This is a genomic window from Bradyrhizobium sp. Ec3.3, from assembly GCF_000472925.1.
Lineage (GTDB): Bacteria > Pseudomonadota > Alphaproteobacteria > Rhizobiales > Xanthobacteraceae > Bradyrhizobium.
Genome location: NZ_AXAS01000020.1, coordinates 96622 through 113627 on the forward strand (window position 1 = coordinate 96622; position 17006 = coordinate 113627).

Consider the following 17006-nt stretch of genomic DNA (forward strand, 5'->3'; position numbering starts at 1 on the left):
AGCGGCCGGTTGGTTCCTCACTGCGAGCGGCAATCATGCAGATCAGCCGGTATCCGCGTCACGCAAATCACCGGATATCGGGTGCTCGGCGATCATCATCAGGCGAGCTTGCCGGCGGCGCTTTCGAGCAGTCCCCAGGCTTCATTGCCGAACCGTGCCTTCCATTCGCCGTAGAACCCGGCCTCGCGCAGCCTGGCGCGGAAACTGTCGAGCGCGGGCCTGGTGAATGTCAGGCCTTTGCCCTGAAGAACCGATTGCACCGTCGCGTTGAACGCCTTCATGTCGTCACGCTGCTTGAGGCCGGCATCGTTGATGGCCCTGGCGACGACGGCCTGAAGATCCGCGGGCAACCGCTGCCAGGCGCGGCCGTTGGCGACGAACCAGAAACCGTCCCAGATGTGGTTGCTGATGGCGCAGTATTTCTGCACCTCGTAGAGTTTTGCGATCTGGATGATCGGCAGCGGATTTTCCTGCGCATCGACGATGCGGGTCTGGAGCGACGAGTAGACCTCGCTGAATTGCAGGCTGGTGGGCGAGGCCGAGAGCGCCTTGAACATGGAGATGCTGAGCGGGCTGACGGGCACGCGGATCTTCAATCCGTGCATGTCCTTGGCGTCCTCGATCGGCCTCATGCCGCTCGTGATCTGGCGAAAACCATTGTCCCACATCTTCTCGAACGCATGGAGGCCGACCTTCGCCATCGCCGCGCGGACATGTGCGCCGAGCGCGCCGTCCATCGCCTTCCACACCTGGTCGTAGTCGGCAAAGGCGAAGCCGACCGCATTGATCGCGGCCACCTGGGCCAGCGTCGCCACGACCAGCGCCGACGGCGTGAAAAAGGTGATGGCGCCGCTGCGCACCTGGGTCAGCATGTCGGTATCGCCGCCGAGCTGGTTGTTCGGGAAGATCGTGATCTCGACGCGGCCGCCGGTCTCCTTTGCGACGCGGTCGGCGGCCTCCTGCGCGCGGATGTTGAGCGGATGACTGAGCGGCAGGTTGTTGCCGTATGTCAGCGCGAACTCGGCAGCGCGGGCGACGCGCGGCACGGCACCGGTGAGGCCGGCGGCGGGCAGGGCGGACAGCGCTTGCAGGGCGCGCCGGCGGGTCAGGGTCACAGCCTCTCCTCCAACGGGATCTTTGATGTTGCATGATGTCGTCTGCGACGATCTCGCCGCGAAAATCGCGAATGTCGGCCAGGGTGTCAAACGACAAAGGCAATCTTGATTTGGAAATAAATGTTCCCTATTGTGTACAGATGCGAAGGAACACGCGAGGATTGCAGCCCATCTCCCGTCCGCGCGGCCGGCCGCGGGAGTTCGACATGGACGTGGCGCTCGACAGGGCGGTGCGGGTGTTTCGCGAGCGCGGCTATCACGCGACCTCGATCGGCGACCTGACCGAGGCGATGGAACTCGCGACAGGCAGCATCTACAAGGCATTCCCTGACAAACGTGCGGTGTTCCTCGCCGCGTTCGAGCGCTACACGGCGCTCCGCCAGCACGAAATCCGGCGCGCCGCCGCGGAAGGCACCTGCGGGCGCGACCGCCTGCGCAACGTGCTGCTTTCCTATGTCGAAGCGTCCCAGGGCAGCGAAGGACGGCGCGGCTGCCTCGTCGTTGGCAGCGCAGTCGAGTTGGCCGCGCGCGATCCGGAGATCGCGTCGCGCGTCGCGGCCCAGCTGAAGAGCAACGAAGGTTTCATCGCCGGCCTCATTCGCGAGGGGCAGGCCGACGGCTCGGTCCCCGCTCGCGTCGATCCCGACGATACCGCGCGCCTGATGATCTGCATGACGCAAGGACTTCGCGTGATCGGAAAGGCGCGGCTGCCGCTCGATGGCGAGCGCATCGTTACGGTCGCGATGAAGCTGCTCGCCTGATTTGTTTGCCTAATTAGGAAATAAACGTTTCCGATATATGGAGTGTGTGATGACGATGAACGCCACGATCGAAACCGCGCCCGACGAGGGCGCCGTTTCGCGGCGCCTGACCATTCTCCTTGCCGCCGCCTGCGGCATGGTCGCGGCGAACATCTACTATGCGCAGCCGCTGATTGGGCCGATCAGCACGGCGCTCGGCCTTTCGCACGACGCTGCGGGCCTGATCGTCACCATGACGCAAGTCGGCTATGGCGTCGGGCTCCTGCTGATCGTCCCGCTCGGTGATCTCGTCGAAAACCGCACGCTGATCTGCTCCGTTATCGGTCTTGGCGCCGCTGCATTATTGGCCGCCGCCTGCGCGACACAGGCCTTGCCGTTTCTCGTCGCTGCACTCTTCATCGGGCTCGGCTCGGTCGCGGTCCAGATCATCATTCCCTATGCCGCGCACCTTGCGCCGGCAGCAACGCGCGGACGCGTTGTCGGCAATGTCTCGACAGGCCTGATGCTCGGCATCATGCTGGCGCGGCCGGTTTCGAGCTTCCTGGCGTCGATTGCCTCGTGGCATGCCGTCTTCTCGGGCTCGACCGTGCTCATGATCGCGCTCGCCGGTGTGCTGTGGCGCACGTTGCCGAAGCGCATGCCGGTGGTGCGGCTGCACTATCTCCAGCTGCTAGGATCGATGCCGCATCTGGTGCGGACGACGCCGGTCCTGCGCCGTCGTGCGCTGTATCAAGCCTTCCTGTTCGGCGCGTTCAGCCTGTTCTGGACCGTGACGCCGCTTCTGCTGGCGAGCCCTGCGTTCGGCTTGTCCCAGCGCGGCATCGCGTTGTTCGCGCTCGCTGGCGTCGCCGGCGCGGTGGCCGCGCCGATTGCTGGACGGATTGCCGATCGCGGATATAGCCGCGGCGCGACGCGCGCTGCCATGCTGCTGGTCGCGGCCGCTTTTCTGATTACGCATATCGGCGCCGCCGGCTCTACGCTGAACCTCGCCTGCCTGGCCATCGCGGCGATCGCGATCGATTTCGGCGTGCAGGGCAATGTCGTCCTCGGCTTTCGCACGATCTTCGCGCTCGGCCCGGAGCACCGCAGCCGTCTCAACGGCCTCTATATGGCGACGTTCTTCACGGCCGGTGCCGCGGGCTCCGCGCTTGGCGGCTTTGCCTTTGCGCATGGCGGCTGGACGCTCGCATCCTCGATCGGCTTTGCGCTGCCGGCCGCGGCGTTGATCTACGCTGCCTTCGAGTGAGGTACTTGGCAGCACGGGCAAGGATTCGGAAACTATCCGCCGTCTCTCTGTCCGCCGCTAACGAATCGAAAAAGGTTCTGGCGCACCTTTGGCCCAGCGAATGGGAATTGGGGAGATTTCGATATGGACGGGAAAGCCATCCTGGAGAACGTACGGCGCTATCGGGCGATCGCGTCACTGCACCGCCAGACGGCCGCGTTCCGGCCGCATCAGAGCTGGTCTCTGCTGGAGCAGGCAAGCGAGTGGGAATCCCGCGCGCTGGCGGAGCTCGAGGCTTACTTCGCCGGCGGCGATCGTCGCTGGTCCGGGCCTGCGCAAGCCGGTCTGGAACTGATGGCGGCATGAGGCCAAGGTCGCCGCACCCGGCTGCAAGCGCCGGGTAGACAGGCCATTTCTACTTTGCATGGGGTTGTTTTCGACTTTTTGGATGAGCCGCGCAGCGTTAACCATTTGATGCCCTGCGGCGTCCGAAGACTAACCTGACGCCGGTGTTGCACACCTGCATCATGCGCGCCCATAATTACCGTGCCGGCTGATCGAAGAGCCTGCGGATATGGGAATCCTGGTGCAGCCTGTTCATCCTGCCTCCATGCGGCGTTCGCTGATTGGCGCGCTCGCGCTCGCCACGGTCGCAGCGGCAGGCTGGTTGACCTACGTTGTCGCTCTGGACGCAGATTTCGCGCGCATGCAGCGCGAAGCCAACGACCGGCTCACGCTGATCGCCAGCAGCTTCGATGCTACCGTCGCGCGCTACCGTTATCTGCCGGCGGTCCTCTCGCTCGCCGATCCGATCCGCGAGCTCTATCGCAATCCCGGCGATGCGGCGGCGATCGTGGCCGCCAATCGCTATCTGCAATCACTGGATCAGAAGGCAGGCTCAGCAGAGCTCTTCGTGCTCGACAGCACGGGCCTTGCGCTCGCCGCCAGCAATTTCGACGGTGCGTCGAGCTTCGTCGGGCAGAACTACGCCTTCCGCCCCTATTTCCAGGACGCGATGCTGACCGGCGAGGGGCACTACTATGCCGTCGGCGCCACCACCGGGCAGCCCGGCTATTTCCTCTCGCATCGCATCGAGGAGGGCGGCAAGATCCTCGGCGTTGCCGTGGTCAAGATCGATCTCAGCCCGCTCGAGACCGACTGGGCCCGCGCCGGCGATCTCATCGCCATGGCCGACGAGCATGGCGTGATCTTCCTCGCCAGCCGCCAGGAGTGGAAATATCACCCGCTGACGCAAATCCGCGCGGACCACGTCGCGGAGCTGAGTGCGGCGCGGCAGTTCGGCCAGGCGATCGATGCGGAGCCGGTCTTCGTTCCCGGCGGCAACCGCGAAGGCGTCCAGATCGGCCGTGCACGCGGGCGCGGCGGCGCGGAGCTTGGCGAATACACCCTTGAGGTCCGGCCGCTCGATCACGGCTGGAAGCTGCTTTTGTTTTCCGATGTGGTCGATGCTCGGCGTCATGCAGCGACAATCGCTACCGCCTGCGTCTTTGCGCTCATCGCGCTCTTGATGGGCATCATGGTTGCCGATCAGCGGCGCCAGGTGATCCGCGCCAAGCTCGAGGCGCATGACGCGCTGGAGCAGCGCGTCGCCGAGCGGACAGAGGAGCTGCGTCGGACCCACGAGAACCTCGTGCAAAGCGCCAAGCTCGCAAGCCTCGGCCAGGCGCTGGCCGGCGTCGCGCACGAGATCAACCAGCCGCTCGCGGCGCTGATCACCTATGTGGCAAGCAGCCGCGTCCTGCTTCGCCGCAACGAGGTCGAGCGTGCGGCGGCCAATCTCGACCTGATGTCCGCAGTCGCGGAGCGCATGATGGCGCTGATCTCGCACCTACGGATGTTCGCGCGCAAGGAAACCAGCGCGCGCAGCGCCGTCGCGCTCGCAGCCGTCGTCGACAATGCGCTCCGCCTGCTGCAATACCGCATCAACAACGACGGTATCGAGGTCGTGCGCGCCCTTGGCACGGAGCCGGTGCATGGTTTTGCCAATCCCGTTCGCCTCGAGCAGGTCCTGGTCAACCTGCTGTCGAACGCGATCGATGCGATGCAGGGGCGCGAGCGGCGTATCCTCGGCGTCGTGCTCGAAGGGCGGGAGGGCGTGGCCGTGATCGCGATCAGCGATACCGGCAAGGGAATCGCGCCCGAGCATATGAAATCCCTGTTCGACCCGTTCTTTACCACCAAGGAGATCGGCGAGGGGCTTGGCCTGGGGCTCTCGATCTCGTACGGGATTGTCCGGGAATTCGGAGGAGACATCCTGGTGGAGAGCGTGCCGGGCCAGGGATCGACGTTCAAGGTGATCATTCCGCTGGTCGACGCCGGCATGTCGTCGGCCAAGTCGGAGCTGCACGCATGAGCGGCGCGGTGCTCGTCGTCGACGATGAGGAGATCGTCCGCAATTCGGTGCGGCAGTGGCTGGAGCTCGGTGGCTTCACGGTGCGGGTCGCAGCCGGCGCCGACGAGGCGATGGTGCTGCTGAAGCAGCGTGCGCCTGACGTCGTGCTGAGCGATTTCCGCATGCCGCAGACGTCGGGGCTCGAGCTGATGCGGGCGATCCACCGCGCCGATCCCGATCTTCCCGTGGTGCTGCTGACCGCCCATGGTGACGTGCCGCTCGCGGTCGCCGCGATGCGCGAGGGCGCCTATGACTTCCTGCAAAAGCCCTATGATCCGGAACAGCTTTCCGCCGTGATCTCCCGCGCGGTCGAGCGGCGGCAATTGAAACTGCAACTCGGCGAGCTCGAAGGCCGTCTCGCTGCGGCTGGCGCGATCGAAGCCCGGCTGATCGGTGTGTCGAAGCCGATGGCTGGCTTGCGCGCAAGCGTTCTGGAGCTTGCCGCCCATGACCGCGACGTCATCGTCACCGGCGAGACCGGGACGGGCAAGGAGCTGGTCGCACGGGCGCTGCATGATTTCGGGCCTCGTGCGAAGGCGCCGTTCGTTGCCGTGAACTGCGCGGCGATCCCGGCCGAGCTGTTCGAGAGCGAGCTGTTCGGCCACGAGGCCGGCGCCTTCACCGGCGCGCGCGGGCCACGCATCGGCAAGTTCGAGCATGCCAATGGCGGCACGCTGCTGCTCGACGAGATCGAGAGCATGCCGCTACCGTTCCAGGCCAAGATCCTGCGTGCACTCCAGGAGCGCACCATCGAGCGTGTCGGATCGAACAAGCTGCTTCCGGTCGATGTCCGGGTGATTGCGGCCGCCAAGGGCGATCTTGCCGCCGACAGCCGCGACGGCCGCTTCCGCTCCGACCTCTATTTCCGTCTCGCCGCCGCCGAGATCGACCTGCCGGCGCTGCGCGATCGCGGCAATGACGTGCTGCTGCTGTTCGAGCACTTTGCCGCTGCCGCCGCAAAGAGCGCCGGCCGCACGCTGACGCCGCTCCGGGCCGGTGATCTCGACGCGCTGCTTGCCCATGACTGGCCCGGCAACGTGCGCGAACTGAAGAACGTCGCCGAGCGCTATGCACTGGGCTTGGCGGCGACCGGTCGCAGCGTCGCCGAGATCCTGCGACGTGGCGAGCCGGGCGCGCCGCAGCGGACGCTCGCCGGACGCGTCGCGGCCTATGAGCGGGCGCTGATCGAGGCAAGTCTGCGCGAGCATGACGGCTCGATCGCCGCCGTCACCGAGGAGCTCGGCATTCCCCGCCGGACGCTGAACGAGAAGATGACGAAATATGCGCTGGCGCGGCCTGGTCGGAAGGACGGCTGAGCGAGCAGCATGATCGGCGGAAATCCGCCGATTGCCTCGCGCGCGTCGGCGGATTTCCGCCGATGAATTCTCGCCAGCCCGAACTGTCCCCGCAGAAAGCTTGCGAAAACGCGCGAATCCGGCCGCTCTGCCCATCGATCGCGGCTGGCACGGCCGTTGCTGACAGAGGCGGAAGCCGGGACGGCGCCAACTCGCGAGCCAACAAGTGAGCGGACCGTCCCCACGGGCAACACGCGTTGGAGGACGTCATGAGTTCACAGGAAGCCTCGATCACCGATTTCACCGCACCGGGCGCCGACCCGCGCGCGGGCGCCGACGTGAGGCGCCGGCTGCGCGCGATCTTCGTCGGTTCGGTCGGCAATCTCGTCGAGTGGTACGATTTTTACGCCTATGCGGCGTTCGCGCTCTATTTCGCCAAGGCATTCTTCCCCGACGGCGACGAGGTGGTGCAGCAGCTCAATGCGGCGCTGCTGTTCGCCGCCGGCTTTTTGGTGCGGCCGCTCGGCGGCTGGCTGTTCGGCCATCTCGCCGATCGCTACGGCCGGCGCAACGCGCTGACGCTCTCCGTCGTGATGATGTGCTTCGGCTCGCTGATCATTGCGGTGACGCCGACCTATGCCTCGATCGGGCTTGCTGCGCCGGTCATCCTCGGTCTCGCGCGCATCCTGCAAGGCCTCAGTCTCGGCGGCGAATACGGCACCAGCGCCACCTATCTCAGTGAGGTCGCCGACGAGAAGAACCGCGGCTTCTATTCCAGCTTCCAGTACGTGACGCTGATCGGCGGCCAGCTCTGCGCCATCTTGGTGCTGCTGCTGTTGCAGAAGGTGTTCCTGTCGACCGAGGAGATCCGCACCTGGGGCTGGCGCGTGCCATTCGCCTTCGGCGCAGTGCTCGCGGTCGTCGCCGCGTTGATGCGCAGCAACCTGCACGAGACCGAGGCGTTCAAGAACAGCCAGGCGGTGGTGAAGAAGACCAGCTCCCTCCGAGCGCTCCTCAACTATCCGCGCGAGCTGCTGCTGGTGGTCGGCCTCACCATGGGCGGGACTGCGGCATTCTACACCTACACCACCTACATGCAGAAATTCCTCCGTCTCTCGGTCAAGCTCAGCGACGACCAGACTACGATGGTGACGGCGGGAAGCCTCGTCTTCGCGATGGTGCTGCAGCCGATCTACGGCGCGATCTCCGATCGCATCGGGCGCAAATGGCTTCTGATCGGCTTCGGCGTATCCGGTACGCTGTTCACCATTCCGCTCCTGACGACGCTCCAGGCCGCGCACGACGCGCTGACCGCCTTCCTGCTGATCGCGGCCGCGTGGATGATCGTGTCCGGCTATACCGCGATCAACGCGGTGGTGAAGGCGGAGCTGTTTCCAACCAGCGTGCGCGCAACCGGCGTGGGCGTGCCCTATGCGCTGACCGTCTCGATCTTTGGCGGCACCGCGGAATCGATTGCGCTGTGGTTCAAGTCGATCGGGCACGAAAGCTGGTTCTACTACTATCTCACGGGCTGCATCGCGGTGTCGCTGCTCGTCTATCTCACGATGCGGGATACCAAGAGCAGCTCTGCGATGGACCGGCACGAATAGGCTGCTGGCCACCGCATGGCAGCACACGCCGGCGGTGGCCATTTACCACGACCTGGTACCGCTCATTTCGCAATGCACAACTATCGCGGGCCCCGAACAGGTGTGCTAGCCTTGCTTGGAACCTCAGCCGCGTTCGCGGCGCAAAAGGGGATTTCCAATGAGCCGCCTGGGAACGTTCTCTGGACCGAAGATACAGCCGTGGTCCTGGGAGGCCTTTGGGTTCGCCTTCATTGTGCTGGTGGCTTCGGCCGGCTTCCAGGGCGCCTGCGCTCTCTTTGGCGCCCAGCTCTATTTTGCCGCGTTCCTGCCGGCCGTTTTCATCGTGGGGATCGTCGCGGGAGCGCCTGCGGCGGTGTTCGCCATCCTGCTCACCGTTCCGCTGGTCTGGTGGGCCTTCATGCCGCCCTTCTTCGAGTTCGGCCCGCTGACGCGTACGGACGCGCATGACATCAATTTGTTCTTCCTGTTCAGCGTGCTGTTGATCGGCCTTGCCGATCTCTGTCGTCTTACCGTGACGATCGTCAACGGCGGCGGCCTCAAGGCAACCGACAAGACGGTCGCGCCGAATTCATAACGGCATTCGCGCAGATATGACTTTATGAACATGGTCGCGAGCGCGGTGCCCGCGATAGCCACGACATGAAGTCCGATGTGTGGATCGTCTCGATCGGCATCCGAAGAACTTTGTTAAGCTGGATGGCCGACTCGAGGACCCCATACCGGCCTTCATAAAGTTCGATCAAAGCGGGTGACCCGCGTTGTGCAGCACGACGCTCTGGTCCTGAGTCCCCCGCGTGTCGTGGCAACGCCTTAGCAGAATGCGAAGGATGAGGGCGAGGAGCAGGACCACGGCGAAAGCGCCGACGGCGGGGATCATCTGATGCTTCACCGCGTGGTGCGCGCCTTGCGACACTTTCAGACCCGCCGTCTCCAGCATCCCGTAAGCGCCGGCAACGAGGATAAGCGCGTAAATGATGCCCCGCTCGGCGGAACTCGCCGCTCTGGTGAGGTCAGGAATCAGCAGCGCCAAACCGATGCCCACGATCGGGAGATCGTAATCATAGGCGTAGGGGCTGATCATCACCGACACCAGCGCGGCGACGCCGAGCGCGGTGCGCGGCGACAGCTTGCGGGCCACCGCAACGCCAATCGCAAGCAACGCAAGGCCGGCGCAGATCGCTTGCCCCCAGAACGCGAGCGCTGGGGCGACGCCCAGCGTATGCAGGGCGGCATAGGAGGAAATCATGCGGAACAGCGGATAGCTGCCGCGCTCCAGATAGCTCGCCGAAGCCCTGACGGCGTCGAAGAGCGCGGGCCAGATCTGCGGACCGAACAGCAGCGTGCACAGAACCGAGCTCGCCAGCACGCCGATGGCGGCGGTCAAAAGCGTCACCCAGCGGCGCGTGATCAGAAGATAGACTGCCATCGCGACCGCCAGATGCGGCTTGATCACCATTGCCGCGAGCGCGAGACCTGCGAACACCTGTCCTGAGGCGTCGCGTTTCTCGACATTGAGGCAGATCAGGCCGATCAATCCTGCGGTCAAGAATCCGTTTTGTCCGCAGGAGAGGGTGACGGCAAGCGCGGGAAACGTCACCACCAGCACCAGCGCGAAGGCTCGCCCTGCGATCGCCCGCAGCGTCACGAGGAAGAAGGCGAGCGTGGCGGCCGTGAACAGGAAATAGGCGAGCCCGATCGGCAACAGCGCGAGGGGCGCAATCAGCACGTTGAATTGCGGCGGATAGGTCCAAGGCAGGAAGTTCGTGGCACCGAACATCTCACGCTGCATCTGGAAGAGCTTGTCGAGCTGATAGGCCTGGTGGACATCGCCGAGCCAGACCCTTTGCGCGACGATGTGGAAATCGTCGAAATCGACGAGACCGCGCTGTTGCAGCGGCCCGATCCGGGCGAACCATATGGTCTTGGCGAGAACGCCGATCGTCACCGCCCCGAGAACGAGGCGCGTGTACATCGTCCGTTTGGCTTCCGAGGATTGCGCCAGCTCCAGCGTCTTGGCGAACATGAATTGACAGCCTTCTGGCAGAATTGACAGGTTCGTACCGGTCGCCAGCCTCGCGCTTGAGTGCTGCAGCTGTACGTTGCACCTTGGTGCAGGAAAACCATTAAGAGAAATACATCCGAGAGTTGTTATGCAGCTATCGCTGCACGGGGGGTAGCATTTAGGATTAACAACTCCATAAGAGCTTTCATGAAATCCTCGAGTCCGTTCTCGAATGGCGCGCAGTTCCGCATACGGCGAACGCGCGTTCCAGCACCAAGCGGATCCATTCCGTTGCACGGGGATCGTCGCATCGGTAAAGCCGTGCTAGCAGGGCGAGAGGCGAATCGCGGGCAGGGGACTGCAATGACGACCTTCAACAGGATCTTCACAACCGAGCGCTTGTTGCAGATCATCTGCGTGCTGGCAGCGGCGCTGATCATGAAGCTGATGAGCTGACGTTCGACCGAGCTTCGATGCGTCGGTCAGCGTCCGCGCAATTCCGGCACGTCAGGCAGGTAGTTCGAACCCTCCGAGCCCAGAAAATCGAACATCGCCTGCGCCGGTGGCAGCAGCACCTTGTCGCTGCGGCGGATCACGTACCATTGCCGGACGATGGGCAGGCCCGCGACGTCGAGGATGATGAGACGGCCTTCGGCGAGCTCATGCGCGACCGTGTGCGCGGAGATGAAGGCGATGCCCAGGCCTGCGATCACCGCCTGCTTGATGGTCTCGTTGCTGCTCATCTCCATGCCGATGATCGGCTCGAGATCCGACTTCTGGAACATGCCTTCCATCAGCGTCCGCGTGCCGGATCCAGGCTCGCGCGTGAGGAAAGTCTCGTGCACGAGGTCGGGCAGGTTGAGGCCGGAATCCTTCTCCAGCCAATGCCCCTTGCGCGCGACGATGATGTGCGGGTTGCGCCCCAGTTGGCGGACGTCGACCGTGACGTCGGCCGGTGGCCGACCCATCACCGCAAAATCGAGATCGTAGCCGTGCATGGCCTCGCGGATATCCTCGCGATTGCCGATGGTCAGCTTGATCTCGATCTTCGGATAGCGCTGCGAGAACGCCGCGATGGCGTGCGGCACGAAGTATTTTGCGGTCGAGACCGCGCCGAGGTGCACCGTGCCGCCGGTTCGCCCCGCCAGAAGATCGAGCGCGCCCTGGCAATCCGCGATCGCGGCTTCGACGCGATCGGCGAGCGCCAGCACCTCCTTGCCCGCTTCCGTCAGCAACATGCCGTCGCCGGTCCGCTGCACCAGAGGCAGTCCCGCCAGATCCTGCAATTGCCGGAGTTGCTGAGTGACCGCCGGCTGCGTCAGCCCGAGATGCGTCGAGGCAGCCGTCACGCTGCCCTTGGCCGACAGCGCTGCGAGCGACCGGAGCTGCCGGATCGTCAGATGCCGTAGCTGGGTCGCCGGGTGGCTATTATAAGAAAATTCTTTGGCGCTCATTATGAATAGAAATTTTCCTTATTAGGCCGGCTCTGTCAATTTCTTCGTGCTGGGACCAGCCGCTCCACTCCCCAACCCGGGAACAAGGATAGCGGCGGCCACGAGGGGATGGACGCAAGATGACCGGGCAACTCAGGCTGAACGACTATCTTCAACGGTATTCTGAAACCGTGCCGGAGGCGCTGGCCGTGGCAGCCGCGGTCGATGCCATTGCTTCCGCCGCGATCGAAATCGCCGACCTCACAGGCACCGGCCAGTTGTCCGATGCCTCGGGTCTGACCACCGGCTGCAACAGCGACGGCGATCTGCAGCGCGACCTCGACCTGCGGGCGGATGCAATCCTGCGCCGCTGCCTCGGCAAAGCGCCGATCGCTGCACTCGCATCGGAGGAGATGCGCGAGCCGCAGATCGTCGACCGCACGGCAAAAACCTGCGTCGCGATCGATCCGCTCGACGGCTCCTCCAACATCGACATCAACATGACCGTCGGCACGATCTTCTCGATCCTGCCCGCCCCCGATGATCTTGGCCTCGCCTTCCACCAGCGCGGCTCGGCCCAGCTTGCGGCGGGGTTCGTCACCTACGGTCCGCAGACCTCGCTGGTGTTGACGCTCGGCGATGGCGTTGACGTCTTCACGCTGGACCGCGCGCGCTCCTTCCGCCTGGCGCGGCGCGGCGTGCAGATCCCCGAGACGGCCGACGAGTTCGCGATCAACGCCTCTAACCGCCGGCACTGGGACGCGCCGGTACGCGCCTTCGTCGACGAATGCCTCGCCGGCGTCGACGGTCCGGCGAACCGCAATTTCAACATGCGCTGGGTCGGCTCACTCGTCGCGGAAGCCTACCGAATCCTGACTCGCGGCGGTGTGTTCCTCTATCCCTCCGATGCGCGTCCCGGTTACGGCGACGGCCGCCTGCGCCTGACCTACGAGGCGCATCCGATGGCCTTCATCATGGAGCAGGCGGGTGGGGCGGCTTCCACCGGGCGCGAGCGCATCCTCGATCTCGCCGCGCACAATCTGCACCAGCGCGTGCCGTTGATCATGGGCTCGCACCACGAGGTGCGGCGCGTCGAGGAACTGCATTGCGATCCGTTACTGGTCGCGAGCGTGTCGGCGCCGCTGTTCGCGCGGCGCGGCTTCTTCCGGCTCTGAAGGAGGTGACGCATGTCCAGGAAGCATCCGATCATCTCGATCACCGGTTCCTCCGGCGCCGGCACCACCTCGGTCAAGAAGACCTTTGAGCAGATCTTCTTCCGCGAGCGCGTCAATGCCGTCTACATCGAGGGCGATGCGTTCCACCGCTACGACCGCGCCGAGATGCGTACGCAGATGGCGAAGGAAGCCGAGCGCGGCAACAAGCATTTCAGCCATTTCAGCCCCGAGACCAATCTGTTCGAGGAGCTGGAGCGGGCGTTCCGCGACTATGGCGAGACCGGCACCGCGGTGACGCGCCACTACATCCACGACACCGAAGAGTCCGCGCTGCATGGCGCGCCTCCCGGCACCTTCACCGAATGGGAGCGGCTGCCGGAGAATTCGGACCTTCTGTTCTATGAAGGCTTGCACGGTGCCGTGGTCACCGACAAGGTCAACGTCGCACGCTATGCCGACCTGAAGATTGGCGTCGTGCCGGTCATCAATCTTGAGTGGATCCAGAAGCTGCACCGTGACCGCAGCGCGCGGGGCTATTCGACCGAGGCCGTCACCGACACCATCCTGCGGCGGATGCCCGACTACATCCACTACATCTGCCCGCAATTCACCGAGACCGACATCAATTTCCAGCGCGTGCCGACGGTCGACACGTCCAATCCCTTCATCGCGCGCTGGATCCCGACGCCGGACGAATCGATGGTCGTGATCCGTTTCAAGAATCCGCGCGGCATCGACTTCCCCTATCTGCTCTCGATGCTGCCGCACAGCTTCATGTCGCGTGCAAATTCGATCGTCTGTCCTGGCGCCAAGCTCGATCTCGCGATGCAGCTCATCCTGACGCCTTTGATCATGCAGCTCATCGAGCGCAAGCGAAGCATGAAGTGACGCACAACAACGACAACAACGGGAGGATCCGATGAACATCTCGGTTCATGCCGAAGCCGACCTCAATGCGGTCAGCCATGCCGATCTCGCCAACGCCGTCCGTTTCCTCGCGGTCGACGCCATCGAGCAATCGCAGTCCGGCCATCCCGGCCTGCCCATGGGCATGGCCGATGTCGCGACCGTGCTGTTCTCGCGCTTCCTCAAATTCGACGCGGCGCATCCCAATTGGCCGGACCGCGATCGCTTCGTGCTGTCGGCCGGCCACGGCTCGATGCTGCTCTACGCGCTGCTCTATCTCACTGGCGGCGCAGTCAGCCTCGACGACATCAAGGCCTTCCGGCAATGGGGCTCGAAGACGCCGGGTCATCCGGAATATGGCCACACGCCGGGCGTCGAGACCACCACGGGTCCGCTCGGGCAGGGGATCGCGACCGCGGTTGGCATGGCGCTCGCCGAGCGCATGGCGAATGCGCAGCATGGCGATGGCCTGGTCGATCACTTCACCTACGTGATCGCCGGCGACGGCTGCCTGATGGAAGGCATCAGCCAGGAGGCGATCTCCCTTGCCGGTCATCTCCAGCTCGGCCGCCTGATCGTGCTGTTCGACGACAATGGCATTTCCATCGACGGGCCGACCTCGCTTGCGACCTCGGACGATCAACTCGCGCGCTTCGCCGCCTCCGGCTGGTCGGTGCGCCGCGTCGACGGACATGATCCGGAAGCGGTCGCGCAAGCGATCGCGGAAGAGCGCGAAACCGCAAGGCCGTCGCTGATCGCCTGCCGCACCATCATCGGCTACGGCGCGCCCGACCGTCAGGGCACCGAGAAGGCACATGGTGCGCCGCTCGGCACCGAGCAGACGGCGGCTGCGCGGCGGAATCTCGGTTGGGATTATCAGCCCTTCGTGGTGCCGATTCCGATCATGAAGGTGTGGCGCATGATCGGACAACGCGGGCAGGTCGACCGTCTCGCCTGGCTCGATCGCTATGAGTGCGCGAGCCCAGCGCAGCGCGAGCTGTTCGTCGAGGGCAAGGTTTTGGCCCTGCCGAGCGCCTATGCCCAGGCGTCGTCGAAATTGCGCGAGCGCTTTGCCACCGAGCGTCCGAAGCTTGCGACGCGGCAGGCCTCGCAACAGGTGCTCGATGGCATCGCGTCGTCAATCCCGGGCCTCGTCGGCGGCTCGGCCGATTTGACCCATTCCAACCTGACGCATGCGAAGACGCAGGTTCCCGTCACGCGTGGCCGGTTTGCCGGCGACTACATACATTACGGCATCCGCGAGCACGGCATGGCGGCGGCGATGAACGGCATCGCGCTGCATGGCGGCTTCATCCCCTATGGCGGCACGTTCCTGGCCTTCTCCGACTACAGCCGGCCGGCGATCCGGCTTGCGGCCCTGATGCGGCTGCGTGTCATCCATGTCATGACCCACGACTCCATCGGTCTTGGCGAGGACGGTCCGACGCACCAGCCGGTCGAGCATCTCACTGCGCTCCGCGTGATTCCAAATCTGCTGGTGTTTCGTCCCGCCGACGCCGTGGAGACGCTGGAGGCCTGGGACTGCGCGCTGGAAGCGACCACGCGTCCCTCCGTGCTGTGCCTGTCGCGTCAGGCGCTGCCGACCTTCCGCAGCGATGCACGCGGCACGAACCGTGTTGCGCGCGGCGCCTATCTCGTCGTCGCGCCGGACGGCGGCCGCGACGTGACGCTGGTCGCAACTGGCTCGGAGGTTTCGATCGCGATCGAGGCCGCACGCCTGCTCGCGACCGAGCACATCCGCGCTGCCGTCGTCTCCGCGCCCTGCTTCGCGCTATTCGAGGAGCAGCAGGAGGGGTACCGCGCGGCCGTGCTGGGCACCGCGCCGCGCGTCGGCGTCGAGGCCGCCGTCCTCGGCGACTGGCCGCGCTGGATCGGCGCGGACGGTGAATTCGTCGGCATGCGTGGCTTCGGCGCCTCTGCACCGGCGCCAGTGCTGTACCGCGAATTCGGCATCACACCGCAGAGCGTTGCGGAAGCGGCCAGGCGCTCGGTCGCACGTCGGAACGAAGGGAAAGCAGCATGAGCTTGCGTGTCGCCATCAACGGATTTGGTCGGATCGGCCGCAACGTCCTGCGCGCGATCGCCGAGTCGCGTCGCAATGACATCGAGGTGGTATCCATCAACGACCTCGGGCCGGTCGAAACCAATGCGCACCTGCTCCGGTATGACTCCGTCCATGGCCGCTTCCCGGGCGAAGTCAGGGTCGACGGCGATGCCATCGACATAGGTCGTGGCCCGATCAAGGTGACCGCGGTCAAGGATCCCTCGCAGCTTCCGCATCGCGCGCTCGGTGTCGACATCGCGCTCGAATGCACCGGCCTCTTCACCTCGCGCGACAAGGCGGCTGCGCATCTTCAGGCCGGCGCCAAGCGCGTGCTGGTCTCGGCGCCTGCGAGCGAGGTCGACCTCACCGTCGTGTTCGGCGTCAACCATCTCAAGCTGACAGGCGATCACGTCGTGGTCTCCAACGCCTCGTGCTCGACCAACTGCCTGGCGCCGCTCGCCCAGGTGCTGGACGAGACCGTCGGAATCGAGAAGGGATTTATGACCACGATCCACTCCTACACGGGGGATCAACCGACGCTCGACACATTCCACAAGGACCTCTACCGCGCTCGTGCCGCGGCGCTGTCGATGATCCCAACCTCGACCGGCGCGGCCAAGGCGGTAGGCCTGGTCCTTCCGGAGCTCAAGGGCAAGCTCGACGGCGTGGCGATCCGCGTGCCGACGCCGAATGTCTCAGCAGTCGACTTCAAGTTCGTCGCCAGGCGCGCGACGACTGCGAAGGAAATCAACGATGCGGTGCAGGCCGCGGCGAACGGCTGGCTCAAGGGCATCCTCGGCGTCACCGACGCGCCCAACGTCTCGACCGACTTCAACCACGACCCACGTTCCAGCATCGTCCATCTCGATCAGACCAGGGTCATGGACGGAAATCTGGTGCGGGTGATGAGCTGGTACGACAACGAATGGGGCTTTTCCAATCGCATGGCCGACACTGCGGCGGCGATGGGCCGGCTGATCTGAACTGAAAGATAGAAACGAACGGA

General features: G+C 64.8%; 14 protein-coding genes. 11 read left to right on the forward strand and 3 right to left on the reverse strand.

The window, feature by feature from the left end:
* Nucleotides 1-98: 98 nt before the first annotated feature.
* Nucleotides 99-1115 carry a TRAP transporter substrate-binding protein gene (locus YUU_RS0121880; protein ID WP_027524331.1) on the reverse strand — a complete coding sequence of 339 codons (1017 nt, stop codon included), beginning with the start codon at nt 1113-1115 and terminating at the stop codon, nt 99-101.
* A 206-nt stretch (nt 1116-1321) separates the two neighbouring features.
* Between YUU_RS0121880 and YUU_RS0121885 the strand changes: the two genes are divergently transcribed.
* The 7 genes from YUU_RS0121885 (at nt 1322) to YUU_RS0121915 (ending at nt 8993) form a co-directional block, all read left to right on the forward strand.
* Nucleotides 1322-1876, forward strand: a complete 555-nt coding sequence (locus YUU_RS0121885) for a TetR/AcrR family transcriptional regulator (RefSeq protein WP_027524332.1) — start codon at nt 1322-1324, stop codon at nt 1874-1876.
* A gap of 49 nt (nt 1877-1925) precedes the next feature.
* Nucleotides 1926-3122 (forward strand): MFS transporter, encoded by a 1197-nt coding sequence (locus YUU_RS0121890; RefSeq protein WP_027524333.1) that lies wholly within the window; start codon nt 1926-1928, stop codon nt 3120-3122.
* 123 nt (nt 3123-3245) lie between these two features.
* Nucleotides 3246-3467 (forward strand): hypothetical protein, encoded by a 222-nt coding sequence (locus YUU_RS0121895; RefSeq protein WP_027524334.1) that lies wholly within the window; start codon nt 3246-3248, stop codon nt 3465-3467.
* Between the two features lie 208 nt (nt 3468-3675).
* On the forward strand, nt 3676-5475 hold the full coding sequence (locus YUU_RS51345) for an ATP-binding protein (RefSeq protein WP_245288068.1): 1800 nt from the start codon (nt 3676-3678) through the stop codon (nt 5473-5475).
* Nucleotides 5472-6830 (forward strand): sigma-54 dependent transcriptional regulator, encoded by a 1359-nt coding sequence (locus YUU_RS0121905; RefSeq protein WP_027524335.1) that lies wholly within the window; start codon nt 5472-5474, stop codon nt 6828-6830. The genes YUU_RS51345 and YUU_RS0121905 overlap by 4 nt, the downstream gene beginning before the upstream one ends.
* Nucleotides 6831-7078: 248 nt before the next feature.
* Complete coding sequence (locus YUU_RS0121910) at nt 7079-8419, forward strand: MFS transporter (RefSeq protein ID WP_371260497.1); 1341 nt, start codon at nt 7079-7081, stop codon at nt 8417-8419.
* Nucleotides 8420-8576: 157 nt separating this feature from the next.
* The gene (locus YUU_RS0121915) at nt 8577-8993 is read left to right on the forward strand and encodes a hypothetical protein (RefSeq protein ID WP_027524337.1); all 417 of its coding nucleotides are present in this window, start codon (nt 8577-8579) and stop codon (nt 8991-8993) included.
* Nucleotides 8994-9158: 165 nt separating this feature from the next.
* Here the strand turns inward: YUU_RS0121915 and YUU_RS51350 are convergent, their stop codons facing one another.
* On the reverse strand, nt 9159-10442 hold the full coding sequence (locus tag YUU_RS51350; protein WP_063621729.1) for a glycosyltransferase family 87 protein: 1284 nt from the start codon (nt 10440-10442) through the stop codon (nt 9159-9161).
* 461 nt (nt 10443-10903) lie between these two features.
* Nucleotides 10904-11875, reverse strand: coding sequence for a LysR family transcriptional regulator (locus tag YUU_RS0121930; protein WP_027524338.1), 972 nt, complete (start codon nt 11873-11875; stop codon nt 10904-10906).
* A 119-nt stretch (nt 11876-11994) separates the two neighbouring features.
* Between YUU_RS0121930 and YUU_RS0121935 the strand changes: the two genes are divergently transcribed.
* From YUU_RS0121935 to gap, 4 genes are read left to right on the forward strand one after another with little or no spacing between them, the layout of a single operon-like run.
* Nucleotides 11995-13029 (forward strand): class 1 fructose-bisphosphatase, encoded by a 1035-nt coding sequence (locus YUU_RS0121935; protein ID WP_027524339.1) that lies wholly within the window; start codon nt 11995-11997, stop codon nt 13027-13029.
* A gap of 12 nt (nt 13030-13041) precedes the next feature.
* A complete protein-coding gene (locus YUU_RS0121940) occupies nt 13042-13917 on the forward strand; it encodes a phosphoribulokinase (RefSeq protein ID WP_027524340.1) in 876 nt (291 codons plus the stop codon).
* Between the two features lie 31 nt (nt 13918-13948).
* A complete protein-coding gene (gene tkt / locus YUU_RS0121945; RefSeq protein ID WP_027524341.1) occupies nt 13949-15979 on the forward strand; it encodes a transketolase in 2031 nt (676 codons plus the stop codon).
* Nucleotides 15976-16983, forward strand: coding sequence for a type I glyceraldehyde-3-phosphate dehydrogenase (gap, locus tag YUU_RS0121950; protein ID WP_027524342.1), 1008 nt, complete (start codon nt 15976-15978; stop codon nt 16981-16983). The genes tkt and gap overlap by 4 nt, the downstream gene beginning before the upstream one ends.
* Nucleotides 16984-17006 lie beyond the last annotated feature (23 nt).